The organism is Actibacterium naphthalenivorans, assembly GCF_014196965.1.
Taxonomy (GTDB): Bacteria; Pseudomonadota; Alphaproteobacteria; order Rhodobacterales; family Rhodobacteraceae; genus Actibacterium_A; species Actibacterium_A naphthalenivorans.
Genome location: NZ_JACIEQ010000002.1, coordinates 361568 through 386053, shown reverse-complemented (window position 1 = coordinate 386053; position 24486 = coordinate 361568). Strand labels below are relative to the sequence as shown.

At 64.1% G+C, this 24486-nt stretch carries 25 protein-coding genes; 18 read left to right on the top strand and 7 right to left on the bottom strand.

Annotated features, from left to right (window positions below; genetic code table 11):
• Positions 1-12: 12 nt before the first annotated feature.
• A complete protein-coding gene (locus GGR17_RS10220) occupies positions 13-513 on the bottom strand; it encodes a pyridoxamine 5'-phosphate oxidase family protein (RefSeq protein WP_054538890.1) in 501 nt (166 codons plus the stop codon).
• On the opposite strand from GGR17_RS10220, the gene GGR17_RS10215 reads away from it, so the two are divergent.
• The 3 genes from GGR17_RS10215 to GGR17_RS10205 all read left to right on the top strand — a co-directional run bounded on the left by GGR17_RS10215 (position 512) and on the right by GGR17_RS10205 (position 2308).
• Complete coding sequence (locus GGR17_RS10215; protein WP_157445557.1) at positions 512-649, top strand: hypothetical protein; 138 nt, start codon at positions 512-514, stop codon at positions 647-649. The genes GGR17_RS10220 and GGR17_RS10215 overlap by 2 nt on opposite strands.
• 117 nt (positions 650-766) lie before the next feature.
• Entirely contained in the window at positions 767-1183 is a 417-nt protein-coding gene (locus tag GGR17_RS10210) for a hypothetical protein (protein ID WP_054538889.1), read from the top strand.
• A gap of 30 nt (positions 1184-1213) precedes the next feature.
• Positions 1214-2308: an extracellular catalytic domain type 1 short-chain-length polyhydroxyalkanoate depolymerase gene (locus GGR17_RS10205; RefSeq protein ID WP_054538888.1), complete on the top strand. Its 1095-nt coding sequence runs from the start codon at positions 1214-1216 to the stop codon at positions 2306-2308.
• A gap of 76 nt (positions 2309-2384) precedes the next feature.
• Here GGR17_RS10205 and GGR17_RS10200 read toward each other — a convergent pair whose 3' ends face one another.
• Positions 2385-2900, bottom strand: coding sequence for a hypothetical protein (locus GGR17_RS10200; protein ID WP_054538887.1), 516 nt, complete (start codon positions 2898-2900; stop codon positions 2385-2387).
• A gap of 283 nt (positions 2901-3183) precedes the next feature.
• Here GGR17_RS10200 and glsA point away from each other — a divergent pair, with 283 nt between their 5' ends.
• The 14 genes from glsA to GGR17_RS10130 all read left to right on the top strand — a co-directional run bounded on the left by glsA (position 3184) and on the right by GGR17_RS10130 (position 20994).
• Positions 3184-5067, top strand: a complete 1884-nt coding sequence (gene glsA, locus GGR17_RS10195; protein WP_162231819.1) for a glutaminase A — start codon at positions 3184-3186, stop codon at positions 5065-5067.
• A 166-nt stretch (positions 5068-5233) separates the two neighbouring features.
• On the top strand, positions 5234-5986 hold the full coding sequence (locus GGR17_RS10190) for a Tll0287-like domain-containing protein (RefSeq protein ID WP_054538885.1): 753 nt from the start codon (positions 5234-5236) through the stop codon (positions 5984-5986).
• Entirely contained in the window at positions 5983-8670 is a 2688-nt protein-coding gene (locus tag GGR17_RS10185) for a hybrid sensor histidine kinase/response regulator (protein WP_054538884.1), read from the top strand. Before GGR17_RS10190 ends, GGR17_RS10185 begins: the two co-directional genes overlap by 4 nt.
• A 26-nt stretch (positions 8671-8696) precedes the next feature.
• Positions 8697-9062 carry a response regulator gene (locus GGR17_RS10180; protein ID WP_054538883.1) on the top strand — a complete coding sequence of 122 codons (366 nt, stop codon included), beginning with the start codon at positions 8697-8699 and terminating at the stop codon, positions 9060-9062.
• Between the two features lie 8 nt (positions 9063-9070).
• Positions 9071-10618 (top strand): adenylate/guanylate cyclase domain-containing protein, encoded by a 1548-nt coding sequence (locus GGR17_RS10175; RefSeq protein ID WP_054538882.1) that lies wholly within the window; start codon positions 9071-9073, stop codon positions 10616-10618.
• 137 nt (positions 10619-10755) lie between these two features.
• Positions 10756-11805 carry a quinolinate synthase NadA gene (gene nadA, locus GGR17_RS10170; protein ID WP_054538881.1) on the top strand — a complete coding sequence of 350 codons (1050 nt, stop codon included), beginning with the start codon at positions 10756-10758 and terminating at the stop codon, positions 11803-11805.
• Positions 11806-11816: 11 nt separating this feature from the next.
• Positions 11817-13394, top strand: coding sequence for an L-aspartate oxidase (locus tag GGR17_RS10165; RefSeq protein WP_054538880.1), 1578 nt, complete (start codon positions 11817-11819; stop codon positions 13392-13394).
• A complete protein-coding gene (gene nadC, locus GGR17_RS10160; protein ID WP_037206719.1) occupies positions 13391-14245 on the top strand; it encodes a carboxylating nicotinate-nucleotide diphosphorylase in 855 nt (284 codons plus the stop codon). Before GGR17_RS10165 ends, nadC begins: the two co-directional genes overlap by 4 nt.
• A gap of 196 nt (positions 14246-14441) precedes the next feature.
• Positions 14442-15998, top strand: a complete 1557-nt coding sequence (locus GGR17_RS10155) for an ABC transporter substrate-binding protein (protein ID WP_054538879.1) — start codon at positions 14442-14444, stop codon at positions 15996-15998.
• A gap of 108 nt (positions 15999-16106) precedes the next feature.
• Complete coding sequence (locus GGR17_RS10150) at positions 16107-17087, top strand: ABC transporter permease (RefSeq protein ID WP_054538878.1); 981 nt, start codon at positions 16107-16109, stop codon at positions 17085-17087.
• Positions 17084-18028, top strand: a complete 945-nt coding sequence (locus GGR17_RS10145; protein ID WP_054538877.1) for an ABC transporter permease — start codon at positions 17084-17086, stop codon at positions 18026-18028. Before GGR17_RS10150 ends, GGR17_RS10145 begins: the two co-directional genes overlap by 4 nt.
• A 4-nt stretch (positions 18029-18032) precedes the next feature.
• Positions 18033-19028: an ABC transporter ATP-binding protein gene (locus tag GGR17_RS10140; RefSeq protein ID WP_054538876.1), complete on the top strand. Its 996-nt coding sequence runs from the start codon at positions 18033-18035 to the stop codon at positions 19026-19028.
• On the top strand, positions 19025-20053 hold the full coding sequence (locus GGR17_RS10135) for an ABC transporter ATP-binding protein (protein WP_054538875.1): 1029 nt from the start codon (positions 19025-19027) through the stop codon (positions 20051-20053). The genes GGR17_RS10140 and GGR17_RS10135 overlap by 4 nt, the downstream gene beginning before the upstream one ends.
• Before the next feature lie 29 nt (positions 20054-20082).
• On the top strand, positions 20083-20994 hold the full coding sequence (locus GGR17_RS10130) for a LysR family transcriptional regulator (RefSeq protein WP_054538874.1): 912 nt from the start codon (positions 20083-20085) through the stop codon (positions 20992-20994).
• A 5-nt stretch (positions 20995-20999) separates the two neighbouring features.
• On the opposite strand, the gene GGR17_RS10125 is transcribed toward GGR17_RS10130, so the two are convergent.
• Both GGR17_RS10125 and hpt read right to left on the bottom strand, forming a co-directional pair.
• A complete protein-coding gene (locus tag GGR17_RS10125; protein WP_183314780.1) occupies positions 21000-21152 on the bottom strand; it encodes a hypothetical protein in 153 nt (50 codons plus the stop codon).
• A 20-nt stretch (positions 21153-21172) separates the two neighbouring features.
• Positions 21173-21712 carry a hypoxanthine phosphoribosyltransferase gene (hpt, locus tag GGR17_RS10120; protein WP_054538873.1) on the bottom strand — a complete coding sequence of 180 codons (540 nt, stop codon included), beginning with the start codon at positions 21710-21712 and terminating at the stop codon, positions 21173-21175.
• Between the two features lie 68 nt (positions 21713-21780).
• Between hpt and GGR17_RS10115 the strand changes: the two genes are divergently transcribed.
• Complete coding sequence (locus GGR17_RS10115) at positions 21781-22239, top strand: type II toxin-antitoxin system RatA family toxin (protein ID WP_054538872.1); 459 nt, start codon at positions 21781-21783, stop codon at positions 22237-22239.
• Between the two features lie 63 nt (positions 22240-22302).
• Here the strand turns inward: GGR17_RS10115 and GGR17_RS10110 are convergent, their stop codons facing one another.
• The 3 genes from GGR17_RS10110 to GGR17_RS10100 are packed head-to-tail and all read right to left on the bottom strand — an operon-like array spanning position 22303 to position 24421.
• Positions 22303-22788, bottom strand: a complete 486-nt coding sequence (locus tag GGR17_RS10110; RefSeq protein WP_054538871.1) for a CinA family protein — start codon at positions 22786-22788, stop codon at positions 22303-22305.
• Positions 22785-23279 carry a phosphatidylglycerophosphatase A family protein gene (locus tag GGR17_RS10105; protein ID WP_054538870.1) on the bottom strand — a complete coding sequence of 165 codons (495 nt, stop codon included), beginning with the start codon at positions 23277-23279 and terminating at the stop codon, positions 22785-22787. The genes GGR17_RS10110 and GGR17_RS10105 overlap by 4 nt, the downstream gene beginning before the upstream one ends.
• Complete coding sequence (locus tag GGR17_RS10100; protein WP_054538869.1) at positions 23276-24421, bottom strand: bifunctional 2-C-methyl-D-erythritol 4-phosphate cytidylyltransferase/2-C-methyl-D-erythritol 2,4-cyclodiphosphate synthase; 1146 nt, start codon at positions 24419-24421, stop codon at positions 23276-23278. The genes GGR17_RS10105 and GGR17_RS10100 overlap by 4 nt, the downstream gene beginning before the upstream one ends.
• Positions 24422-24486 lie beyond the last annotated feature (65 nt).

The following is a 24486-nucleotide window of genomic DNA, read 5'->3' as shown; positions in this document are numbered from 1 at the left end:
GCGCGCGGGCCCTCAGAACGTCAGGATCATGTGGGTCCCGATGTCGGGCAGCTCGTCTTCCTTCATATTCGCCTTCGCGATCTCGAAGCCGAATTTCAGCGTGCTGTCGCTGCTGCCCCAGATCGCGGCGTCGGTGAGTTCAAGACGCAGCATGGTGAGGTTCGGATCCTCCTTGCCGCCATGGAACCACGCGGCGGCCACCGGCGACCAGATCTCGTCCAGCTTGGCCTTGTCACAGGTTTCCGTCAACGTTCCGCGCAGGCAGGCCTGAAAGTCCTGGCCAGTGCTCATCACGCAAAAATGCGCGTGGCTGTCGGGCGCGAGGCTGCGCACCAGATCGGTATCCTTCGAGGTGATGAACCAGATCCGGTTGCGGTCCCAATCGGGAAAATGGGTCATCGGCTGCATATGCTGTGCCGACCCTTCTACGCCCAGCATCCCGGCGCGCAGGTTCTTCATTTCCTTGATCAGGGCGGCGCGGGGGTCTTTCTCAACGGCTTTATAGGCGTTCATGGCCAAATCCTTTCTGCAAGCAGGTGATCTTGCAGGCTCAACGATCCCGCCCCCGCAGGCGTTCCACGAACAGGTCGATACGGCGGGATACCGCCCGCGCCGCAATGGCGGGCGGATCGTGACCGAACGGGCGTAGCGTGCGATTTACATCTTCCGTGGGCTGTCTGGATGCCGTGGACGAAAATACGGCGTTCTGCACTTGCATCCAGCGCAACGACATCCATATACCATCCATACAGATGGAGATAAGACCATGAGCAACGTAAGGCAGATCCGCGACAAGACGCCGGACAGTGAAAAAATCACGATCAACCTCGGCTACGTCGATCTGGGACGGATCGATCTTCTGGTGCAGGAGGGGTTTTACTCCAACCGCAGCGATTTCATCCGGACGGCGATCCGCAATCAGCTCGACACCCACGGCGAAGCCGTCACCAGGTCGATCGAGCGGCACACCCTGGAACTGGGCCTGCGTGACTATGGCAGGGCCGATCTTGAGGCCGTGCGCGACGCGGGCGAGATTTTGCACATCAAGGTCGTCGGGCTTGCCCGCATCGGTGCCGATGTCACGCCCGACCTGGCCCTTCGTACCATTGGCTCGATCACCGTTCTGGGGGCCCTGCAGGCCAGCCCGGACATCAAAAAGGCGCTTGCCGATCGCATTCGGTAAGACGCGCAACACACGATAAGGACGAACAAAATGATCAACTTCAAAGCCGGCGCCCCGCGCCCGGCGACGGATGGCGCGCGCGCTGCGCGCATCGCGGCCGCCAAAGACCTTGTGCAACGCACACTCGCCCGGCACGGGTTGATGCCCGGCCCGGACGGCGGGCAGGCAAGGGGCCTGCAACAGGTCATGCCCTCGATGGAAAACCTGTTGGGCGGTTTGAAATCGCCGTTCGGCACTCCCCCCGCGCAAGACGTTCCGATCCCTGACGGGGCAGAGTTCCGGCATGCGCAGTTTTCCTGTGCCGCCGGCAGCCGCGCCTACCGCACCTACATCCCCTCCACCGCAGGTGACGGCGTCACGGGCATTGTCGTCATGCTGCACGGATGCACGCAGAACCCCGAGGATTTCGCCACCGGAACCGGCATGAACACCCTGGCGGAAGAGCATCGTTTCGTCGTGATCTACCCGCATCAATCGCGCGGTGACAACGCGCAATCATGCTGGAACTGGTTCAGCCGCGGTGATCAACGCCGCGACAGGGGCGAGCCTGCGATATTGGCCGGCATGGCGCGCGAGGCAATGGCCGAACATGGCGTGTCGAAGGAGCAGACCTTCGTCGCCGGCCTGTCTGCCGGGGCCGCGATGGCGGTGATACTTGGCGAAACCTACCCTGATGTCTTTTCGGCCGTGGGCGCCCATTCGGGGCTGCCGTTTGGCGCGGCACGGGATGTGCCATCCGCCTTTGCCGCCATGGCGGGCAATGCGGAGCAATCCACCGGCGCCGCGTCCAACACGCCGGCCGTCCGCACCATCGTGTTTCACGGCACGGGCGATGCCACGGTGCATCCCTCGAACGGCGAACGCATCGCACGCGACGCGATGGATCGCGGGGCGCGGCAATCCGTCGAGATCGAAGAGCAGGGCCACATATCGGGCCGCCGCTTTCGCTGCAAAGTCAGCGCGCCGGCTGGCGGGGCGGCAGAGCTGGAGCATTGGGTGGTGGAAGGATTGGGGCATGCGTGGTCGGGCGGGCGGCCGGGTGGCTCCTACACCGATGAAAAAGGCCCCGATGCCAGCGCCGAGATGATCCGCTTCTTCTTTGAGCCCTCCGGCAGGCGGGGCTGAGGCGGCAAACCGGGGCTCGGGATCAACTGCCACGAAGCGACAGGCGCGCTTCGTGGCCGCGCACCCCGGCGCCAGGCTACATACCCAGGCCGAACAGGATGACGCTGAACATCAGGAACGGGATCGCATAGACGGTATAGCGGTTTTTCTGGCGGATCAGCCCCGCGATCTGCTGTTGCCCGGCCATCATCTCCCGCATGAACACCCGGTCCGACCGGCCGACCCGGGCCAGGATTTCGGCGGGTTTTTCGGTGCTCAGGAAGATCTGCGAAATCCAGTCGTCCGACACCATCTTGCGCGGCCAGACGGTGCGGAAGGCCATGATCGCCGAAACCGTCGCCGACAGGATCGATGGTTTCTGCACCAGCCACTGGAACCGCTCCAGCACCGTAGCGGTGCCGTTCATCGTGAAAAGATCGGCGGCGATGATGCCCAGCACGGCCGCGGCCCCGCCGATCACCAGACTGGCCCTGCGGTCGGCGGCATCCAGACGGCCCGACAGATAGATCGTGAAAGACGACAGGCCGTGCATCTGCAGATAGAGATCACCGCGCCCGTTTTCCTCGGCATCATTGAGAACGGATTTATTCAAATGCGGGGCCTTTCAAATGTCTTCTCGCTGCAAATGCTACCAGCATGAATTACCGTCTGATCCGCTTTGCGTAAAGAGAGGCCGACGGGCGAATTGGATGCCGGGCCTGCACGACCGGGCGAAGGATTGTTATCAGTTTGCCCGTTTGCCGTGCACCAACATGCGAACGGGGAGGCGTGGGCGGGAATAAACTTGCGTCGCGCAGAAGGCTTGTAGCACATTCCCCGAAATTTTCGACATGTGTGGCGCCTTCGGGCGCTTGTTTCAGGAAAGGCAGAATTACATGCCCCGTTCGCCCGCGGTTGCCCCGGCGCCGGATGTGCCGCCGCGCTCGCCGCATGTGGCAACACCGATCGAGACCTATCTGAAGTCGCTTCACATGTCGCTGAGCGATGTCATGGCGGGCGAGGTTGCGAGCTATATCCCAGAGCTGGGGCTGGCGGACCCGAAAAAATTCGGGATCTGCATCGCAACCGTCGATGGCCAGCTTTATTCGGTCGGCGATGCCGGGTGCCCGTTTACCATACAGTCGATGTCCAAGCCCTTCATGCACGGCTATGCGCTGCGCGAGCACGGGCAGGAGCGTGTCGCCCGGCAGGTCGGCGTGGAACCGACGGGCGATCCGTTCAATTCCATCACTCTGGATGATGTGAACAACCGGCCCTTCAATCCGATGGTCAATGCCGGTGCCATCGCCGTGGCCGAGCTGATGAAAGGCGACAACACCAGCGAACGCACGGAAAACATGCTGGACTTCTTCGGCCAGTTCGCCGGGCGCCCGCTGGAGATCGATGAACAGGTCTACCGCTCGGAACATGCGACGGGGCACCGCAACCGGGCAATCGCCTATATGATGCTGAACACCGGCATGCTGAGCCTGCCGCCCGAAGAGGTGCTGGAGACCTATTTCCGGCAATGCTCGATCCGGGTGACGTGCCGGGACATGGCGGTGATGGCGGCGACGCTGGCCGCGCACGGGGTGAACCCGCTTTCGGGGCAGCGCGTGCTTTCGCCCGATCATGTGCGCGATGTGCTGTCGGTCATGAGCACCTGCGGCATGTATGACTATGCCGGGCAGTGGGCGTTCGACGTGGGCCTTCCGGCCAAGAGCGGGGTCGCGGGCGGTGTGATCGCCGTGATCCCCGGCCAGCTTGGCATCGCCGTCTATTCGCCGCCGCTGGATTCTGTCGGCAACAGTATCCGGGGGGTCGCGGTCTGTCAGAAGTTCGCGCAGGATTTCAGCCTTCACGCCTATCACGACCGCACCGATATCCGCTCGGTCATCCGGCGCGAATATACCGCCGGCAATGTTCACTCCAAGCGTATCCGCCCGGCAAGGGAGAGCGCGGTTCTGCGCGCGCAGGGGCACCGGTTGGTGGTGTTCGAGGTACAGGGCGCGCTGTTTTTCGGGTCGACCGAAAAGCTGATCCGGCGGATGGCGGAACGCTCGAAAGAGGCCGATGTCATCGTCGTGGATTTCAAGCGTGCCGGTTTCGTCGACAAGGCCGCCATTCAGCTGATCTGTCAGATGGCGCGCACGCTGGAGCCCACCAGATGCCGGCTGGTCTTTACCGAGCTGGGGTCCTTCGACGCGCTGTCCGATCTTCACGCCGCCGTCGACCGAGAGCGCGCCGAGACCGGGGTCGAGATCGTGCCTGATACCGACCGGGCGCTGGAGGCATACGAGGAAGCGCTGCTGGCCGAGGCCGGGGTTTCGCGCGAAGAGGAAAAGCTCTCGCTGGGCTCGCTCGATCTGTTCGAGGGGCTGGGCACGCAGGAGCTGAAGCTGCTGGAAAGCGCGGTCGGCACCTTTCGGTTCGACGCGGGCGAGCGGATCATCAACGAAGGCGACGACGCGCATCTGTTCTTCATCGTCGCGCGCGGGTCTGTCAGCATTTCGGTGACGGTCGAGGATGGGCGGTCGAAGCGCATCGGCTCTGTCGGGCCGGGCTATTCCTTTGGCGAGATGGCGCTGCTGGACGGCGAGAAACGGTCGGCCGACGTGACGGCGGATGTGCCGGTGCTGTGCTACGGGTTCTCGGTCGCGCGGGTGCGGGAGATCTCGGCGGGCTATCCGAACGTGATGACGGTGATCCTGGGCAATATCGTGCGCAGCATTTCCGACAGGCTGCGCTCTGCCAACGATGAAATCCGCACCCTCGAATGAGGCGCGCCGCGCGATCGGCATGAGTGCGGTTTTACCTTTACCCAACGTCGGCTTCTTGCCATGCTGTGGCGCGACATAATGTATCGGCGGCGACGGCCCCGCCGACCCAAGACCGATTCAAATTATCGTTTCCGATGGCTTCTTTTGCCAGACACCAGAGATTGACATGCGACACAGATTACCTTTCGCGGCATTGCTCGTTTCCCTGTTTTGCGCGGCGCCGCTGGCGGCCGGCACCTCGGATCAGGCCGGGGCGGAGCTTGCCAATGGCAACCGGCTTGCAGCCGTCCTGCGGACGGGGCGCAACGTACTGTCGAGCAATCAGGATCTGATCAACGATCCCGCCATCGGCGACAAGGGTCTGACAGGCAGCGTGTTCGTGGCACAGGTGATCGCGGCCTATACCGCGCAAAACGGTGCGCCGCCCGTCACCGACGATCTGTCCGAGGTTCAGCGCCGGCTGACGGAGGCGCAGCTTTCGTCGATGGCCGAGGTGATCGACGAAAGCCAGACCATTTTCAACGCCGAGGGCGTGGGGTTCAAAGGCTTTATCCCGGCGATTTTCGCGCGTCTGGTCAACGAGCGTTTCGCCGAGAAGATGCAGGCGCAGGCCCGGGTGAAGGTAACCGCGCCCGGCAACCTGGTGCGCAACCGCAAGGCCCGCCCCGACGCATGGGAAGACGGCGTGATCGAGGGCAGGTTCCGCAGCGCCGGCTGGGAAAAGGGCGCGCCATTCTATGAAGAGGTGCAGCTTGACGGCCAAAGCGCGTTCCGGATGCTGATTCCCGAATATTACTCCACCTCCTGCCTGAGCTGCCACGGCACCCCCGCCGGGGAAATGGATGTCACCGGATTTCCGAAAGAGGGCGGCGCCGAAGGCGATCTCGCAGGGGCGATCAGCATAACCTTCTTCAGATGAGCACGCCCGGCCCGGCCCCCTCGCGCCTGCGCTGGCTGGCGGAAAACAAGATACCGCTGCGCATCGGCTCGCTTTCGGCTGTGCTTCTGGGGGCGCTGGTGATCAGCACGGTGTTCATGGCCTTTGACCTGATGAACAACCTGCGCCGCATTCAGGATGCCAACACCCGGTTTCACCGCCTGCAGATCGCCGCCAGCGCCGACCGGCATTTCGGCGAGATGCGCTATTGGATGACGGATCTGTCCGTCAGCCTGCTGACGCTGTCAGAGCGGCGCGCGAATGCCGCCCGTACCGAGCTTGAGGCCGATCTGACCCGGCTGGAGGAGTTCGCCCCCGATGCCGCCGGGAAAATCCGGGCCGGCACCGCCGCCTATTACGCGCGGGCGCTGGATGCGGCGGATGCCTATACCGATGGCAACAGGATCATCGGCAACACGCTGCTGGCCGAGGCGCGGCTTGGCAGCGACGCGGTGGATCAGACGCTGGGCCAGCTCGTGGCCCAACTGGCCGACGAGGCCGATCAGGCCAACAGATCGGCGACGCTGGCTTCGCAGCGTTCGGTGATGCGCGCGCTGATCGCCTGTGTCGTGATCCTGATCGCGGGCGCGGCGCTGACCTGGCTGGTGCTGCGTTCGATCCTGACCCCGCTCGACAAGGTGAACCGGGCCATTGCGGCGCTGAACGAGGGCGAAACCGATGTGGCTTTGCCGCCCGAGGGCAAGGATGAGTTCGGCCGCATCTCGCAAACGCTGCGCACCCTGCGCGACAGTCAGGAAATGCGCCGCAGGCTGGAGGAAGCCGCCGAGGCGCAGCGCAACACGATCATGACGGCGATCGAAACCATCCCCGACGGGTTCGCCCTGTTCGACGCCGAGGACCGGGTGCTGTTGATGAACGCCCGGTTCCGCAAGATTTTCACCGGCGTCGACGACATTCTCGAGCCCGGCACGGCGTTCGAACAGATCCTGCGCGCCCAGGTCGAACGGGGCACGGTCGATACCGGCGGGCTGCCGGGTGAAGACTGGGTGGCCGCGCGGCTGCGGTTTCACCGCCACCCCGACGAGCTGCGCCAGGTGCTGCGGATCGGGGGCGCCTGGGTGCAGGTGACCAAACGCAAGACCCCGGATGGCGGTACGGTGGCGGTTTACAGCGACATCACCGATCTGAAGGACAAGCAGGAAGAGCTGGAAGAGGCGCGCGCCGGCGCCGAGGCCGCGAATGAGGCGAAAAGCCGGTTCCTTGCGTCGATGAGCCACGAGCTGCGCACGCCGCTGAACGCCATCATCGGCTACAGCGAAATGCTGATCGAGGATGCCAGGGACATCGGGCAGGAAGAGCCGGTGGACGATCTGGAAAAGATCATGGCTTCGGGGCGGCATCTTCTTTCGCTGATCAACGACGTGCTGGACCTGTCGAAGATCGAAGCCGGCAAGATGGAGCTTTACGTCGAAACCTTCGCGCTGCGCCCGTTGCTGGCCGAAGTCGAGGCCACCGTCGCGCCGCTGATCGCCAAGAACGGCAACCGGCTGATCGTGGACGCCCAGATCGACCCCGACGAGATCGCGACCGACAAGACAAAGCTGCGCCAGAACCTGTTCAACCTTCTGTCCAACGCCGCGAAATTCACCAGCGGCGGCACCATCACGCTTTCGGTGAAACGGGTGCGCCGGGGCGGGCAGGAGATGTTCGAGTTCATCGTCGCCGATGACGGGATCGGGATGAATGACGTGCAGAAATCCAAGCTCTTTCAGGCCTTTGTGCAGGCCGATTCCTCTACCACGCGCAACTATGGCGGCACCGGCCTGGGCCTGGCCATCGCGCAGCAGTTCACCCGTATGATGGGCGGGCATATCACCGTCGAAAGCCAGGAGGGCGCGGGCTCTGCCTTTTCCTTCGCGATTCCGGTGTCGTTTTCAGCGCAGCCCCAGGCCGGGGCGGGGGCGCAGGAGGCCGCGCATGCCGGGCGCGTTCTGGTGATCGACGACGAGGCCAGCGCCCGTTCCGCCGTTGCGCGGCTGGTGCGCGACGAAGGCTATGACGTGTTCACCGCCAGCAATGCCGAGGATGGATTGTCACTGGCGCGCAGGCACCGCCCGGATGCCATCATCCTCGACGTGATCATGCCCGAACGCGATGGCTGGTCGGTACTCAAAGAGCTGAAATCCGACCCCGACCTGTGCGAGACGCCCGTGATCCTGTCCACCGTCGTGACCGACCGCGAGATGGGGCTGGCCTTCGGTGCGGTCGATCACCTGACCAAGCCGGTCGATCCCAAGCGCCTGATCAGCACGCTGAACGCCGTCGCGGGCGACCGTGACCGCGAGGTTCTGATCGTGGACGACGATGCCGCGACCCGGACCCTCTTTCGCCGCATTCTGGTGCGCGAAGGCTGGCAGGTGCGCGAAGCCTCGGACGGGCAGCGCGCGCTGTCGCAGCTTGAAACGCGGCGCCCGACGCTGATCGTTCTGGATCTGCTGATGCCCAACCTCGACGGGTTCGAGGTGTTGCGCGCGCTGAAGGCGAATGCCGCGCTCCGCGATCTGCCGGTGATCGTGGTGACGTCCAAGGATCTTTCGGGAGAGGAGCTTGCATGGCTTAAATCCCATGCGGGCGATGTGATAAAGAAGGGCCAGAACGGCCGGTCCGAACTGGTGGCAGCCCTGAAAAGGCATATGGCCGCATAGAGACGGGCCTGGGAGGACACGAGACCATGACGACAATCCTGATCGTTGAAGACAACGACATGAACCTGGACATGCTGTCGCGCCGGCTCAAGCGCAAGGGCTTTGACATCGAAGCGGCACGGGACGGGCAGGCGGGTGTCGAGGCTGCGGCCAGTATCCTGCCCGATCTCATCCTGATGGACATGAGCCTGCCCGTCATCGACGGGTGGGAGGCGACGCGCCGGCTCAAGTCCAACGCCGCCACGGCGCGGATTCCGGTGATCGCTCTGACGGCCCATGCCATGGCCAGCGACCGGGAAAAGGCGCTTCAGGCCGGGTGTGACGATTATTACACCAAGCCGATCGAGCTGCCGGGGTTGCTGGAAAAGATCAGCATCCTTCTGAAACGGTAGGGCAGGTGATGAGCACCGGGCGGATCGGCACACTGGCGCTGGCGACACGGGTCGCGCAGAAGATCGCCGGCCCGGCCGAGGCGATCCTGGGGTATCAGACGCTGATCCTAGAAGAGCTGCGCCAGAGCGGCCCGGCAGAGGCGCGGGAGGATCTGGAAAAGGTTCTGGGCGCGGCCCGCGCGCTTCAGCAGCTTGTGCACGCCATCCTGCGCGGCGAGGTCGATCTGGGCGGCGGCGAAGAGACGGAGGCCCGCCTGCGCCACGATCTGCGCACCCCGATCAACGCGATCCTCGGTTATTCCGAGATGGTGCTGGAAGATTTCGCCGTCGATCTGGGCGATACCGCCTGCGCCGACATCAACACCGTTTTGTCCGAGGCGCGCCGCCTGCTGGCGCAGATCGAAACGCTGGTCGATATGTCCCGCGCCGATCCGGGGGCGGAGATCGGCGAAGACAGCGACACGCGGCTGGCCGAGGATCTGGAACGCACCCTGCGCAAGTCGGCATCCTCGGAGGCACGGGAAACCGGCCGCATCCTGATCGTCGATGATGAACCGGCGAACAGAGAGATTCTGGCCCGTCAGCTTCGGCGCAAGGGCCATGTGGTGCGCACCGCCGGTTCGGCACGCGATGCGTTCGAAACCCTGGCCGAGGAACGTTTCGATCTGGCGCTCGTGGATATTCTGATGCCCGACATGAACGGGATCGAGCTGCTCGGGCTGCTCAAGGGCGACGCGACCTGGCGCGATATGCCCGTGGTGATGATTTCAGGCCTGAACGAAACAGCCGCGATCGTGAAATGTATCGCGGCGGGGGCCGAGGATTATCTGCCGAAACCGGTCGACCCGGTGCTGTTGCATGCCCGGGTGGAGGCCTGCCTCGAACGGTTCCGCCTGCGCGAGCGGGAAAAGGAATTCACCGCCCGGATCCAGCATGAAAAGGATCGCGCGGATGCGCTGCTTCACGCGGTGCTGCCGGCGCCGGTGATCCGGCGGCTGAACGACGGCGAGGCCCAGATCGCCGACCGGTTCGACGATGTCAGCATCATCTTTGCCGATATCGTCGATTTCACCCCGCTGGTGGCGCGGACCGATCCCTCGATGCTGTTGCAGCAGCTCGCGGTGCTGTTCTCGGAATTCGACGATCTGGCCGAAAAGCACGGAATCGACAAGATCAAGACGATCGGCGATGCCTATATGGCCGCCGCCGGCGTGCCCGATCCGCGCCCCGATCACGCCCGCGCCGCCATCGCCTTTTCGCGTGATCTGATCCGGTCCATGGCCAGAGGGCTGGGGCTGGACCCCGACCTGAAGGTGCGCGTGGGCGTGCATTCGGGGCCCGTGGTGGCCGGGCTGATTGGCCGCAAGCGCTTTGTCTACGATGTCTGGGGCGAAACCGTTAACCTGGCCAGCCGGCTGGAAACCACGGGCATGGCCGGGCGGATACAGATTTCGGGCCAGACGCTTCGGGCGCTGGGAGAGGACGCCGGCCCCGCGCATGCGCGCGATCACGAAGTCAAGGGCATCGGCCTGATCACCACCTACCTGATCGACTGAGCCGGGCCGGGTGCCGTAACGGCAGGGCCGGCAGGGCCGGCGCGCTTATCCGGACGCCCGGATGTGCATTCGACTGGAATAAACCGTTGAAGATGTATAGATAACGCCGGAACAAGCTTCGTAGGGGGGAACTTCCGTTGCTCGATCTTTCAAATATGCGATCCGCCCTGGCGGAGCATTACGATCTGGAACCGTCGGTCGAAAAGGCCGAGGCCACGTATGACATCTATGACCGGATGGACCGAGTGGTCACGCCCGCCGATTGGGCGATATTCGCGCCATATGTAATTGAAATCAACAAGTTGAAGAAAGAACGCGACGCGGTGATCCTGGCGCATAACTACATGACGCCCGAGATTTATCACGGCATCGCGGATTTCGTCGGCGACAGCTTGCAGCTTGCCATCAAGGCGACCGAGGTCGAGGAAGAGGTGATCGTGCAATGCGGCGTGCATTTCATGGCCGAAACCTCGAAAATCCTGAACCCGGCCAAGACGGTTCTCATCCCCGACAGCGCCGCCGGCTGCTCGCTGGCAGAATCCATCACCGCCGAGGGCGTGGCCCAGATGCGCGCCAAATATCCCGGCGCGCCGGTGGTTTCCTATGTCAACACCACCGCCGAGGTGAAGGCGGCATCGGATATCTGCTGTACCTCGGCCAATGCGGTGCAGATCGTCGATGCGATGGAAAGCGACACGGTAATCATGACGCCCGATCAGTATCTGGCGCAGAACGTGGCCAACCAGTCGAAAAAGAAGATCGTCTTCTGGGAAGGCTCGTGCATCGTGCATGAGCTTTACACGGCCGAGGATCTGCGCGCCTACCGCGAGCATGACCCCGACATCAAGATCATCGCCCATCCCGAATGCACCCCCGATGTGGTGGCCGAGGCCGATTTCACCGGCTCGACCAGCGGCATGATCCAGTGGGTGCGCGATCACAAGCCGGCCAAGGCGATGCTGGTCACCGAATGTTCGATGGCCTCGAACATCGCCGACAGCCTGCCCGAGGTGGAATTCGCCAAACCCTGCAACATCTGCCCCTACATGAAGAAGATCACGCTGGAAAAGGTGCTCTACGCGCTGCACACGATGACCGAAGAGGTGGTCGTTGCGCCGGAGGTGGCCGATAAGGCCCGGCTCGCGGTCGAGCGGATGATCGATCTCAGCCGTTCGCTGGCCCGGTAACGGGCACGGCCATGGCACAGCCCGTCACGACGGATCGCATCGTTATTGTCGGCGCGGGCATGGGGGCGCTTTACGCCGCGCTGAAACTGGCGCCGCGCCCGGTGCTGGTCATCTCTCCGGAAACGCTGGGCGAGGGGGCAAGCTCCGCCTGGGCGCAGGGCGGGGTGGCGGCGGCGATGGATACCGCCGACAGCCCGCTGAAACATGCCGAAGACACGGTGCGGGCCGGGGCCGGCACGGTTGACGCGAAGGTGGCCGAACATGTCACCCATGACGCGCGCGACTATATCCTTGACCTGACCGATCTTGGCACGCCCTTCGACCGCGATGCCGAAGGCCATTACATGCTCAGCCGCGAGGCCGCCCACAGCATGGCGCGCGTGGTGCGTGTGCAGGGCGATCAGGCCGGGCGCCAGATCATGGAAACCCTGATCGCACAGGTGCGCCGCGCCCCTTCGGTGCAGGTGATGGAAGGGGTGATGGCCTCGGGGCTGGAGACCGACGGCGGCGTGGTGACCGGGATCTGGGTTCAAACCGCGTCCGAGGCCCGCTCTTTGCCGGTGCTGATCCGGGGCGCGGCCTATCTGCTCGCCGGGGGAGGCTCGGGCGGGCTCTATGCGCTGACGACCAATCCGCCGCGCATCCGCGGTCAGGTGATCGGCATGGCGGCGCGGGCAGGGGCGGTGATCGCGGATGCCGAATTCGTGCAGTTCCACCCCACGGCAATGGACATCGGCGAAGATCCGGCCCCCCTTGCGACAGAGGCATTGCGCGGCGAGGGCGCGACCCTGATCAACAAGCAGGGAGAGCGGTTCATGCGCGGCCTGCACCCCGACATGGAACTGGCGCCCCGCGATATCGTGGCGCGCGCCATCTTTGCCCAGACCCGGGCCGGCAACCGCCCGATGCTGGATACGCGCGGCGCGCTTGGCACCGAGGTTCTGACCCGGTTCCCGGCTGTGGCCCAAGCCTGCGCCCGCGCCGGGATCGACCCGGTGAAAGAGCCGATCCCGGTGGCTGCGGCGGCGCATTACCATATGGGCGGCATCGACACGGCGATCGACGGGCGCGCCAGCCTCGGCAACCTGTGGGTTTGCGGCGAGGCAAGCTCCACCGGGCTGCACGGCGCCAACCGCCTTGCTTCCAACGGGCTGCTCGAGGCGCTGGTGTTCGCGCGGAGCTGCGCCAACGGCATTGCCGAAACGTTGGGTGATGTGGTGCCCAGAGCTTGCCCCGAAGTCTCGATCGCGTTTCAGCCGGGCGGCGTTGCCCCCGATCCCGCCGCCGTGGCCAGGCTGCGCCGGGAGATGACAGATCACGTCGGCGTGGTGCGCAACGCGGCGGGGCTGAAAGCCGCGCTGCGGGTGATTGCCGGGCTCGAGGCGGAACAGGCGAATTGCCCCGGCTTTCTGAACATGACGGCCACCGCGACCCTGATCGCCGCCGGCGCCCTGATGCGCGAGGAATCGCGCGGCGGCCATTTCCGGGATGATTTCCCCGAGGCCCGCCCCGACATGGCCCATCGCAGCCGGCTGACGCTGAAACAGGCGCTGGCGCTGCGCGACAAGGTAATGAAGGAAACCGTATGACCCCTGCCCATATGACCGTGCCCGACCTGATCCTGGAGCCGCTGGTGCGCGGCGCACTGCTGGAGGATCTGGGACAATATGGCGATATCACCACCCGCGCCGTGATCCCGGCCGGAACCACCTATGACGCGCGGATCAACGCGCGCGAGCCGGGGGTGGTGTCGGGCATGCGGATCGCCGCGCTGGCGTTCCGTCTGGTCGATCCGGCGCTGAAGGTCACCACGCGCCTGCCCGATGGCGCGGCCTGCAACCCCGGCGATACGCTGATGGAGATCTCAGGCCCGGCCGCATCCATCCTGTCGGCCGAGCGGGTGGCACTGAACTTTGCCGGCCGGCTGAGCGGCATCGCCACGCTGACCGCGGGTTTTGTGGCCGAAACCAGCGGCACGCACACCCGCATCACCTGCACCCGCAAGACCACCCCGGGGCTGCGAGTGGCCGAAAAGCTGGCGGTGCTGCATGGCGGCGGCTTCAACCACCGGTTCGGCCTGTCGGATGCGATCCTGATCAAGGACAACCACATCGCCGCCGCCGGCGGTGTGCGCGAAGTGCTCGAGGCGGCCAAGGCGGTCGCGTCGCACATGGTGCGGGTCGAGATCGAGGTGGACCGGCTCGATCAGCTTGAAACCGTGCTGGCCACGGGCGGGGCCGATGTGGTGCTGCTGGACAATATGGATACGCCGACCCTGCGCGCGGCGGTGGCGCTGGTGGCCGGGCGGCTGGTGACAGAGGCATCGGGCAACATGCAACTGCCGCGCATCGCCGAGGTCGCCGCGACCGGGGTGGATTACATTTCCTCGGGCGCGCTGACCCATTCGGCGCGAACCCTTGATCTGGGTCTGGATTTCTAGCCCAGAGCCCGACTCTACAACCGCCCGATTGTGCCCGCGAAGGCGGCGGAAATCCAAGCTTTGCCCTGGATTCAGCCGCCATTTGCATCGCGCCGCGGGGTGAGTTGTTATTTGTATTCACCTATTCAGTATTGGCATTGGTATCTTCAAAACCCGGTGTCTATCGTTCCCGAAATCAACAAGCAGGGAGCTTATCATGAAGCTATTTGGAACGATTGCATCGGCATGCGCGCTGTCTGTCGCGCTGGCGATGGGGGCGGGTGCCGCCTCGATCAAGGTCGCCTATGACGCGGATCCGGTTTCGCTGGACCCGCATGAACAGCTTTCGGGCGGCACGCTGCAACTTTCGCATATGGTCTTCGATCCGCTGGTGCGCTGGACCCAGGATCTGCAGTTCGAAGGGCGCCTGGCCACGAGCTGGGAGCAGATCGACCCCACCACAACGCGGTTTTCGCTGCGCGAGGGCGTGAAGTTCCACTCGGGCAATGAAATGACCGCGAAAGACGTGAAGTGGACCTTTGATCGCCTCAAGGAAAGCCCTGATTTCAAAGGTATTTTCAATCTCTTCACCGGCATCGAGATTGTCGACGATTACACCGTCGACCTGAAAACGAGCGAGCCCTATCCGCTGGTCCTGCACACCGCGACCTATATCTTCCCGATGGATTCGGCCTTTTACTCGGGCGCCGATGACGGCGGGAACGACAAGGCTGCCATCGTCAAGCACGGCGATTCCTTTGCCTCGCGCAATGTTTCGGGCACCGGCCCCTATGTGATCACCGAGCGCGAGCAGGGCGTGAAGGTGGAGTTCGAGCGCTTTCCCGGCTATTGGGACAGTGAAAGCAAGGGCAATGTCGATCACATCACCCTGACCCCGATCAAGGAAGATCCCACCCGCGTCGCGGCGCTGCTGTCGGGCGATGTCGATTTCATCGCGCCGGTGCCGCCGACCGACCTGGCCCGGATCGACGCCGACGACAGCACCAATCTGATCACCATGTCCGGCACCCGGATCATCACCTTCCAGATGAACCAGGAGCGGGTCGAGGCGTTCAAGGATCCCAAGGTGCGTCTGGCGATCGACTACGCCGTCAACAACGCCGGGATCGTCGACCGCATCATGAAGGGCTTTGGCACCGTGGCCGCCCAGGCCAGCCCCGAGGGCTATCTGGGCTATGACGCCAGCCTTACCCCCCGTTTCGACGAGGCAAAGGCCATGGCCCTGATGGAAGAGGCCGGATATGGCGATGGTTTCGAGATCACCATGATGGCGCCGAACAACCGCTATGTGAACGACGACAAGATCGCGCAGGCGGTGGCCACGATGCTGGCGAAGATCAAGATCAAGGTCGATCTGAAAACCGTGCCCAAGGCGCAGTACTGGCCCGAGTTCGATGCGCGTGCCGCCGACATGATGATGATCGGCTGGCATTCGGACACCGAGGATTCGGCGAACTTCCATCAGTTCCTGACCCATTGCTTCAACGCCGAGACCGGCGACGGGCAGTATAACTCGGGCAACTACTGCAACCCCGAGGCCGACGCGCTGATGACCAAGGCAAATGCCGAAACCGATGTGGCCAAGCGCACCGCGCTGCTGCAGGAGCTGGAAGGCATCCTTTACGAAGAGGCCGCGTTCATTCCCCTGCACTGGCAAGACCTCGCCTGGGGCGCGCGCAAGGGCGTTCACGCCGAAAGCATCGTGAATGCGCTGGACTTCCCTTATTTCGGCGATCTCGTGGTCGACGAATAAGAACAGGACGTGGCGGGCTTCGGCCCGCCACACCTCCTGCCACACTGCTTTCACGGATCACCGCCCGCACCGCCGCGCCGTGATCCGCGCCCAACAAGGTAAGATCGAATGTTCGCCTATCTCGTCAAACGGGTCTTTCAGGCCGCGGTGGTGATGTTTGTCATCTCGCTGATAAGCTTTTCCATACAGGACAATCTGGGAGATCCGCTGCGCGAACTCGTCGGTCAGTCCGTGTCCGAAGAGGTGCGCGAGCAGTTGCGCGACGAGCTGGGGCTGAACGACAGTTTCCTGGTGCAATACGGCCGGTTCGCCAAAAAGGCGATGCGCGGCGATCTGGGCACCTCGTATTTCTTCAAGGAACCCGCACTTGAGGTGATCCTGAAAAAGCTGCCGGCGACGCTGGAACTGGTGCTGGGCGCCACGTTCATCATCATCGGCCTGTCGGTGCCGCTTGGCGTCTTTACCGCGATCCGGCCGCACTCCATTTTCAGCCGCGTCATCATGGGGTTCAGCATCATCGGCATTTCGGTGCCCGTGTTCCTGACCGCGATCCTGATGATCTTTGTTTTCTCGGTCGAGATGCGCATCCTGCCGTCCTACGGGCGTGGCGACGTGGTGCATGTGTTCGGCTACTGGTCGACCAATTTCCTGACATGGGACGGCTGGAAGCATATCCTGCTGCCCTCGGCCGCGCTGGCCTCGATCATGCTGCCGCTGTTCATCCGGCTGATCCGGTCAGAGATGATGGAGACGCTGCAAAGCGAATACGTGCGCTTTGCCTGGGCCAAGGGCCTGCGCCCGCGCCGCATCTGGTTCGTCCATGCGCTGAAGAACACGCTGTTGCCGGTGATCACGGTCGGCGGGGTGCAGATCGGCACCATGGTCGCCTATACGATCCTGACCGAAACCGTGTTTCAGTGGCCCGGCATGGGGTTCATGTTCCTTGAAGCGGTCAACCGCGTCGATACTCCGCTGATCGTGGCCTATCTGATCGTGGTCGGCTTCATCTTCGTGGTCACCAACACGATCGTCGATCTGATCTACGGGCTGGTCAACCCGACCGTGAAACTGGCGAGGATGGGCGCATGAGCAACCTGAGCACCAATCCCGAAAAGACCCGCATGCAAAAGATGTGGCACTCGAACATCGCCTACAGCTTCCGGCGCAACCCGGTGGCGATCGTCAGCCTGGCGGTGTTTCTGCTGATCGCGCTGTCGACGCTGTTCGCGCCGCTGCTGGCCCCGTTCGATCCCTATGACATGACCCAGTTCAACATTCTGGATTCCGAACTGCCCCCCGCGTGGGAGCAGGGCGGCGAGGCGCGGTTCGTGTTCGGCACCGATGCCCAGGGCCGCGATCTGTGGAGCGCGATCCTCTACGGCACGCGGGTGTCGCTGATCATCGGCATCTGCGCGGTGGCGGTGCAGGCGCTGCTCGGCATCACCATCGGGCTGGTCGCGGGCTATGTCGGGGGCAGGGTGGACAGCCTGCTGATGCGGCTGGCCGATGTGCAGCTTTCTTTCTCGACGCTGATGGTGGCGATCATCTTTCTGGCCATCAGCCAGGCGCTGTTCGGGTCGGAAACCTTCAACGAATACGCGCTGTTCATTCTTGTCATCGTGATCGGCGTGGCCGAGTGGCCGCAATACGCCCGGACCGTCCGTGCCACGGTGCTGGCCGAGAAGCGCAAGGAATATGTCGATGCGGCGCGGGTGCTGGCCTTCGGGCCGTTGCGCATCATGATCAAGCATATCCTGCCCAACTCGATCTCGCCGATCTTCGTGATCTCGACGGTGCAGGTCGCCAACGCGATCATATCAGAGGCGTCGCTGTCGTTTCTCGGGCTGGGGATGCCGGTGTCGCAGCCCTCGCTGGGCTCGCTGATTTCCAGCGGGTTCGATTATATCTTCTCGGGCAGCTGGTGGATCACCACCATTCCCGGCATCGTTCTGGTGGTTCTGGTCCTTGTGATCAACCTGCTGGGCGACTGGCTGCGCGATGTGCTGAACCCCAAGCTTTACAAGGGATAAGCTGATGTCCTTGCTTTCCGTGCGCGACCTTGTCGTCAAATTCGCCATGCGGGATCAGACCGTGACCGCGCTCAACGGCATTTCCTTCGATCTCAACCGGGGCGAACGGATGGGCATCGTCGGCGAATCCGGCGCCGGCAAGTCGATCACCGGCTTTGCCATCCTCAACCTGATCAGCCGCCCCGGCTTCATCGATTCCGGCCATGTTATGTTCGACGGGATGGATCTGGCCCATACGAGCGACAAGGCGCTGCGCACGATCCGCGGCAACCGCATCGCCATGATCTTCCAGGATCCGATGGTCACGCTGAACCCGGTTCTGACCATCGGCCAGCAGATGGTCGAGACGTTGCAGGCGCACCGTTCCCTGACCCGCAGGGATGCCGAGAAGATCGCGGTGGCGAAGCTGCGCGAGGTCTATATCCCGGCGCCCGAAGAACGGCTGCAGCAATACCCGCACGAGCTTTCGGGCGGCATGCGCCAGCGCATCATCATCGCCATCGCGCTGCTGCTCGACCCGCAGCTCATCATCGCCGACGAGCCGACCACCGCGCTCGACGTGACCATCCAGGCCGATATCATGGAGCTGCTGCTGGAGCTGTGCCAGAGCAACAACGTCAGCCTGATCCTGATCACCCATGACCTTGGCGTGGTGTCGCAGATGACCGAGCGCACCCTGGTGATGTATGCCGGGCGGATCATCGAAAGCGGCCGCACCCGCGCCATCATCAACGATCCGCAGCACCCCTATACCCAGGGCCTGATCAAGGCGCTGCCGCAACAGACGCTGCCGGGCGAGCGGCTGAAACAGATCCCCGGCAACATGCCGGCGCTGTCGGCCATCCCGCCGGGTTGCCCGTTCAACCCGCGCTGCGAATATACCGTCGACCGCTGCCGCACCACGATCCCCGAGCTGGTCAGGGTGGGGCCGGTCGAAGTGGCCTGCCATGAGGTGCAGCGCATGAACCGCGATACCGAGACCGAGGAACAAACCGCATGAGAGGCGATGACATCGGCCAGCCGCTGCTGGAGATCAGGCATCTGGAAAAACGCTTCGCGCTGGATCAGGGGTTTCTCGAAACGCTTCGGTTCCGCAAGGGCCACATCACCCGCGAGCGGCGCGAGGTACATGCCGTCAACGACGTCTCGCTTGGCATCGCGCGGGGCGAGGCGCTGTGCGTGGTCGGGGAGTCAGGCTGCGGCAAATCCACCGTGGCTCGGCTTATCGCCGGCCTGCTGACGCCCAGCTCCGGCTCGGTGCATTACGACGGCACCCGGATCGACACGCTTTCGGGCCGGGCACTGCGGCCGTTCCGCCGCAAGATGCAGATGATCTTTCAAAACCCCTATGCGTCGCTGAACCCGCGGATGACGATCCAGCAGACGCTCGAGGAACCGGTGCGCAACCATTTCCACGGCCTGCCGCGCGCGCAGGTCGAAGACAAGGTGGCCGAGGTGATGCGCGCGGTCGGCGTCGACCCGAACTGGGCCAAACGCTATCCGCACGAGTTTTCCGGCGGTCAGCGCCAGCGCATCGCCATCGCCCGCGCCCTGACCGTCGATCCTGACTTCGTGGTCGCCGATGAACCGATCTCGGCGCTTGACGTGTCGATCCAGGCGCAGGTGCTGAACCTGATGCTGGAGGCCAAGGACGAACGCGGCCTGACCTATCTGTTCATCACCCACGATCTGTCGGTGGTGCAGCATTTCGGCACGCGGGTCGCCGTGCTCTATCTCGGAACGCTGTGTGAACTGGCCGATACCGCCACGCTCTTCGCGAACCCCCGCCATCCCTATACCAAGGCCCTGCTCAGCGCCGTGCCGCAGCTGAAGGACGATCACCCCAACCACATCCGCCTGCGCGGAGAAATCCCGACCCCGATCAACATGCCGACAGGCTGTCCCTTCAAATCGCGCTGCAGCTATGCCAATGATCGGTGTGGCGCCGAACAACCGCGCCCGCTGCGGCAGCCTGACGGCGCCCTCGTGGCCTGTCATGCGGTCGAGGAAGACAGGTTAGGGTGACAGGCGCGCCCCTGCGGTAGGACAGTCGATTGGATATTCTCTGGTTAAAGGACTTCGAGTCTTTGGCCGCGCTGAAGAATTTCTCGCGCGCGGCGGAAGACCGCCACGTCAGCCAACCCGCCTTCAGCCGCCGCATCCGCATTCTGGAGGCCGAGGTGGGGGTCAGCCTGATCAACCGCGAAACCCTGCCGCTGTCGCTGACGCCGGCGGGCGAGCTTTTCCTGGTTCAGGCCCAACGCATCCTCAAAACCTATGCCGAAACCATCGAGCGCTGCCAGATCATCGACGCCGCCGACAGCGACGTGATCCGCTTCGCCACCACCCAGTCGCTCTACCTGACCCATTACAAGTCGCGCATCGCGCCGCTGGTAAAGGCGGGCGGCATCGACATAGATCTCAACTCCACCGCCTGGGCCGCGGATCAGTTCGTGACGGCGCTGCAACAGCATTATTGTGACGTGATCCTGACCTACTGGCACCCGGCCATGGATTTCCTGTCGCCGCTCGAAGTGTCAAAATGCGATTACCTGACCCTGTCGAACGACCGGTTCCTGCCCGTGTCACGCCCCGAGCCCGACGGAAGCCCGCGCTATCGCCTGCCGGCGCGCGGCGGCACATCGGTACCGCTTCTGGGCTACGGCTCGGCGTCGGTGCTCAGCTCGGTCGTCGAACATGTGCTGCGCCAACAGCTGACACGGCCCAATGTGCTGGTGGTCAACCACAACGGCCTCGCGGTGGGCATCAAGGCGATGATCCAGGAGGATTTCGGCATGGGCTGGCTGCCCGAAGAACTGTGCAAATCCGAAATCCAGAACGGCACGCTCTGCCTTGCCGCAGATCCCTCCTATGCCACATCACTGGAAATCCGGCTCTACCGCGACAGCGAAAACCGGAAACCCTCGCTGGTCAGGCTCTGGCGTCAGCTCGAAGACACGCTCTAGCTATGTCACCAGCGGCCACCCCGCGTGCCGTCAACGGTCAGCCAGTCCGGCCAGCCGACAAACCGCTCGACCGCCAGCAGCGCCAGGCACAGGGCGATGACCCCCAGCACCAGCTTTACCCGTTTTTCACCGGGCGGGTTCCGGGCCCAGCGGGCCATGCGCAAAAACCAGCGCGGATTCATTCGATGAACCTCACCTTGCCGATATAGGGCAGGTTGCGGTTGCGTTGGGCAAAGTCGATGCCATAGCCGACGACGAATTCATCCGGAATCTCGAACCCCGTCCAACTCGCCCTCACCGGCACCTCCCGGCGCGACGGCTTGTCCAGCAGGGCGATCGTCTCCAGCCGCCGCGGCTGACGGCCTTCCAGGAGATGCACCACATGCGACAGGGTAAATCCGGTATCGACGATATCTTCCACCACCAGAACATCGCGCCCCGAAATCTCGCCGCGCAGATCCTTCAGGATACGCACCTCGCGCGCGCTTTGCATGGCGTCCCCGTAGGAAGAGGCCTCGAGGAAATCCACCTCCACCGGCAGGTCCAGCTCGCGCACCAGATCGGCGATAAACACGAACGAGCCGCGCAACAGCCCCACCAGGATCAGCTTGTCAGTACCCGCGAAAGAGAGCCGTATCTCCTGCGCCAGCGCCTCGATCCGCGCGGCGATCGTCTTGGCCGAGATCATTTCATCTATGACATAAGGTCTTTCAGGCATGGCAATCTCTTGATTTCTCCGGCTCGGTGGTCGAAATGACGCCTCACTGTTATCAGCAAAGATTGCCCATGCCGACCCATTCCGAGACTCGCAAACTGCCGTATTCCGCCGCACAGATGTATGATCTGGTCGCCGATGTCGCCGCCTATCCGGATTTCCTGCCCTGGACAGCCGCGGCGCGCATCCGCTCGCGCAGCCCGATCCCGGGGGGCGAGGTGATGGAGGCCGATCTGGTCATCTCCTTCAAGGTCTTCCGCGAAAAATTCGGCAGCCGCGTCACGCTCTGGCCCGAAGCACAACGGATCGACACCGAATACCTGGATGGTCCTTTCCGCCACATGAAATCGACCTGGGCGTTCCGCGATCTCGACGAGGGCGGCTGCGAGGTGGATTTCTTCGTCGATTTCGAATTCCGCAACCGGATCCTGCAAGGCGTCATCGGCGTCGTGTTCCACGAAGCGATGCTGCGCGTCGTCAAGGCATTCGAATCCCGCGCCGCGCAGCTCTACGGCCAGCCGAATGGCTGATCAGCCCCTTCATCTTTCCGAAAATATCCCCGCCGGAGGCAAAAATCTCTTCGCGGCGCCCGCTCAGCCCATGTCGCGCAGCGCCGCCACCAACAGGCCAAGCGCATGTTCCACCGTGGCGCGGCGCACATTGCCCCGGCCAATCGCGCCGAAATCGACCGTTTCGCTGCGCGTGGGCGCGCCGTCCCGCGCCAGCCCGAAACAGACCCGCCCCTCGGGCTTGTGCTCCGATCCGCCGGGCCCGGCTATCCCGGTGACCGAAACGGCCAGCGCCGCATCCGAACGCGCCAGCGCCCCTTCCGCCATCTCGGCCGCGACCTGCTCCGACACCGCGCCATGGGTGGCCAGCGTCGCCGCGCGCACGTTCAGCATCTGGGTCTTGGCCGCGTTGGAATAGGTCACGAACCCCCGGTCGAACACATCCGACGATCCCGCCACATCGGTGATCGCCCCGGCGATCAGCCCGCCGGTACAGGATTCCGCCGTGGCGATCATCACGCCGCGCGCGCGGGCAAGCTCCAGCAGCGTGGTGGCGGGGCCCAGCGTCATCGCATCAGCACCCCGTGATAAAGCCCTGCCGCCAGAATCACCCCGAGCCCGGCAAGGGCACCGGCGATCAGATCATCCAGCATAACCCCCGCGGTGCCGCTGCGCCGGTCGGCCCAGCCCACCGGCCCCGGTTTCCAGATGTCGAACAGCCGGAACAGCACGAAGGCCCCGACCCAGCCCGGCCAAGGGAAATTCCAGCCGTCCAGCCCGGCCATCCAGAACCCGAGCGACGGGGCCAGCATCGCCAGCCACTGGCCCGCGACCTCGTCAATCACGATCTCCGACGGGTCCTTGTCGACGCGCCCGGCAATGTCACGGGCCACCGCCCAGAAGGCCAGAACGGTGACGGCGAGCGTGGCGAGGGCCAGCAGCGGAAAGCCCCCCAGCCCATGCAGCAGCAGCGCCAGCGCCACCGCCACGGCCGAGCCCCAGGTGCCGGGCGCCGGGCGCAGCCGACCGACATAGCAGAATGTGGTCACGAAACGGATCATGGTTTCACCAATGTTGCGGTTGCCAGGGCGGCGATGCCTTCCTCGCGGCCGGTGAACCCCAGCCGCTCCGACGTGGTCGCCTTTACGCTGACCCGGTCCGGCTCCAGCCCCATGATGCGGGCCATTTCCGCTTTCATCGCAGGCGCATGCGGGCCGATCTTCGGGTGTTCGCAAATCAGGGTGACGTCGGCATGGGTCAGGGCAAAGCCCCGCGCGCGGGCCAGCGCGACGGCGTGATCCAGAAAGATATGGCTGGCCGCGCCCTTCCATTGCGGATCGGAGGGCGGGAAATGCTGGCCGATATCGCCCATCCCGAGCGCGCCATAGATCGCATCGGTAACCGCATGCATGCCCACATCGGCATCCGAATGCCCCTGCAGGCCGCGCCCGTGCGGAATGCTGACGCCGCACAGCGTGACCGCATCGCCGGGGCCGAAACGGTGCACGTCGAACCCGTTGCCGGCGCGAATATCCATGGCATCCTCCTGCAACAGCCGTTCGGCGCGGGCGAAATCGGCGGGATGGGTGATCTTGAGGTTGTTTTCATCCCCCTCGACGATCGCCACGTCAAGCCCGGCAGCCAGCGCCACCTCTACATCATCGGCGGCCCCGCCGGGGTGGGCGGCATGGGCGGCGCGGATCGCCGCCAGCCGGAATCCCTGCGGCGTCTGGGCCCGGTAGAGCCCGTCGCGCGGTTCCGGGGCACGTACGCGCCCCTGCGCGCCGCGCCACAGCGCATCGGTGACGGGCAGGGCGGGGGCGGCACCCGGGCCGTGCTCCAGCGCCGCCAGCACGCGCCCGATCACCTCGGCGCTGACCAGCGGCCGCGCGCCGTCATGGATCAGAACCGCATCGATTCCCGGCGTGACCGCCTCCAGCCCGGCCCGGACAGACTGGCCGCGACTTGCGCCGCCATGAACAAGCGTGACGTTACGTGATCCTTCCCCGAGCGTTTCGCTGAAAAGCGCGTCATCCTGGGAATTCACCACCACGATGATCTGCGAGACACCCGGATGCGCCGCGAAGGCAGCAACCGAGCGCGCAAGCACAGGCACCCCCCGAAGCATCTGGTATTGCTTGGGAATATCCCCGCCTGCGCGGGTGCCGCGCCCGGCGGCCACGATGATGGCGGCGGTCTTCATCACGTCTCCCGTTTTGCTCTTTCCCGTGTACGTGCTGCCGCCGGGGGGGGCAATGCCGCAAAATG

Coding starts and splice junctions, on each gene's coding strand:
- GGR17_RS10215 (WP_157445557.1), top strand. CDS start 512: ATGGCCAAATCCTTTCTGCAAGCAGGTGATCTTGCAGGCTCAACGATC.
- GGR17_RS10220 (WP_054538890.1), bottom strand. CDS start 513: ATGAACGCCTATAAAGCCGTTGAGAAAGACCCCCGCGCCGCCCTGATC.
- GGR17_RS10210 (WP_054538889.1), top strand. CDS start 767: ATGAGCAACGTAAGGCAGATCCGCGACAAGACGCCGGACAGTGAAAAA.
- GGR17_RS10205 (WP_054538888.1), top strand. CDS start 1,214: ATGATCAACTTCAAAGCCGGCGCCCCGCGCCCGGCGACGGATGGCGCG.
- glsA (WP_162231819.1), top strand. CDS start 3,184: ATGCCCCGTTCGCCCGCGGTTGCCCCGGCGCCGGATGTGCCGCCGCGC.
- GGR17_RS10190 (WP_054538885.1), top strand. CDS start 5,234: ATGCGACACAGATTACCTTTCGCGGCATTGCTCGTTTCCCTGTTTTGC.
- GGR17_RS10185 (WP_054538884.1), top strand. CDS start 5,983: ATGAGCACGCCCGGCCCGGCCCCCTCGCGCCTGCGCTGGCTGGCGGAA.
- GGR17_RS10180 (WP_054538883.1), top strand. CDS start 8,697: ATGACGACAATCCTGATCGTTGAAGACAACGACATGAACCTGGACATG.
- GGR17_RS10175 (WP_054538882.1), top strand. CDS start 9,071: ATGAGCACCGGGCGGATCGGCACACTGGCGCTGGCGACACGGGTCGCG.
- GGR17_RS10165 (WP_054538880.1), top strand. CDS start 11,817: ATGGCACAGCCCGTCACGACGGATCGCATCGTTATTGTCGGCGCGGGC.
- nadC (WP_037206719.1), top strand. CDS start 13,391: ATGACCCCTGCCCATATGACCGTGCCCGACCTGATCCTGGAGCCGCTG.
- GGR17_RS10155 (WP_054538879.1), top strand. CDS start 14,442: ATGAAGCTATTTGGAACGATTGCATCGGCATGCGCGCTGTCTGTCGCG.
- GGR17_RS10150 (WP_054538878.1), top strand. CDS start 16,107: ATGTTCGCCTATCTCGTCAAACGGGTCTTTCAGGCCGCGGTGGTGATG.
- GGR17_RS10145 (WP_054538877.1), top strand. CDS start 17,084: ATGAGCAACCTGAGCACCAATCCCGAAAAGACCCGCATGCAAAAGATG.
- GGR17_RS10140 (WP_054538876.1), top strand. CDS start 18,033: ATGTCCTTGCTTTCCGTGCGCGACCTTGTCGTCAAATTCGCCATGCGG.
- GGR17_RS10135 (WP_054538875.1), top strand. CDS start 19,025: ATGAGAGGCGATGACATCGGCCAGCCGCTGCTGGAGATCAGGCATCTG.
- GGR17_RS10125 (WP_183314780.1), bottom strand. CDS start 21,152: ATGGCCCGCTGGGCCCGGAACCCGCCCGGTGAAAAACGGGTAAAGCTG.
- hpt (WP_054538873.1), bottom strand. CDS start 21,712: ATGCCTGAAAGACCTTATGTCATAGATGAAATGATCTCGGCCAAGACG.
- GGR17_RS10115 (WP_054538872.1), top strand. CDS start 21,781: ATGCCGACCCATTCCGAGACTCGCAAACTGCCGTATTCCGCCGCACAG.
- GGR17_RS10110 (WP_054538871.1), bottom strand. CDS start 22,788: ATGACGCTGGGCCCCGCCACCACGCTGCTGGAGCTTGCCCGCGCGCGC.
- GGR17_RS10105 (WP_054538870.1), bottom strand. CDS start 23,279: ATGATCCGTTTCGTGACCACATTCTGCTATGTCGGTCGGCTGCGCCCG.
- GGR17_RS10100 (WP_054538869.1), bottom strand. CDS start 24,421: ATGAAGACCGCCGCCATCATCGTGGCCGCCGGGCGCGGCACCCGCGCA.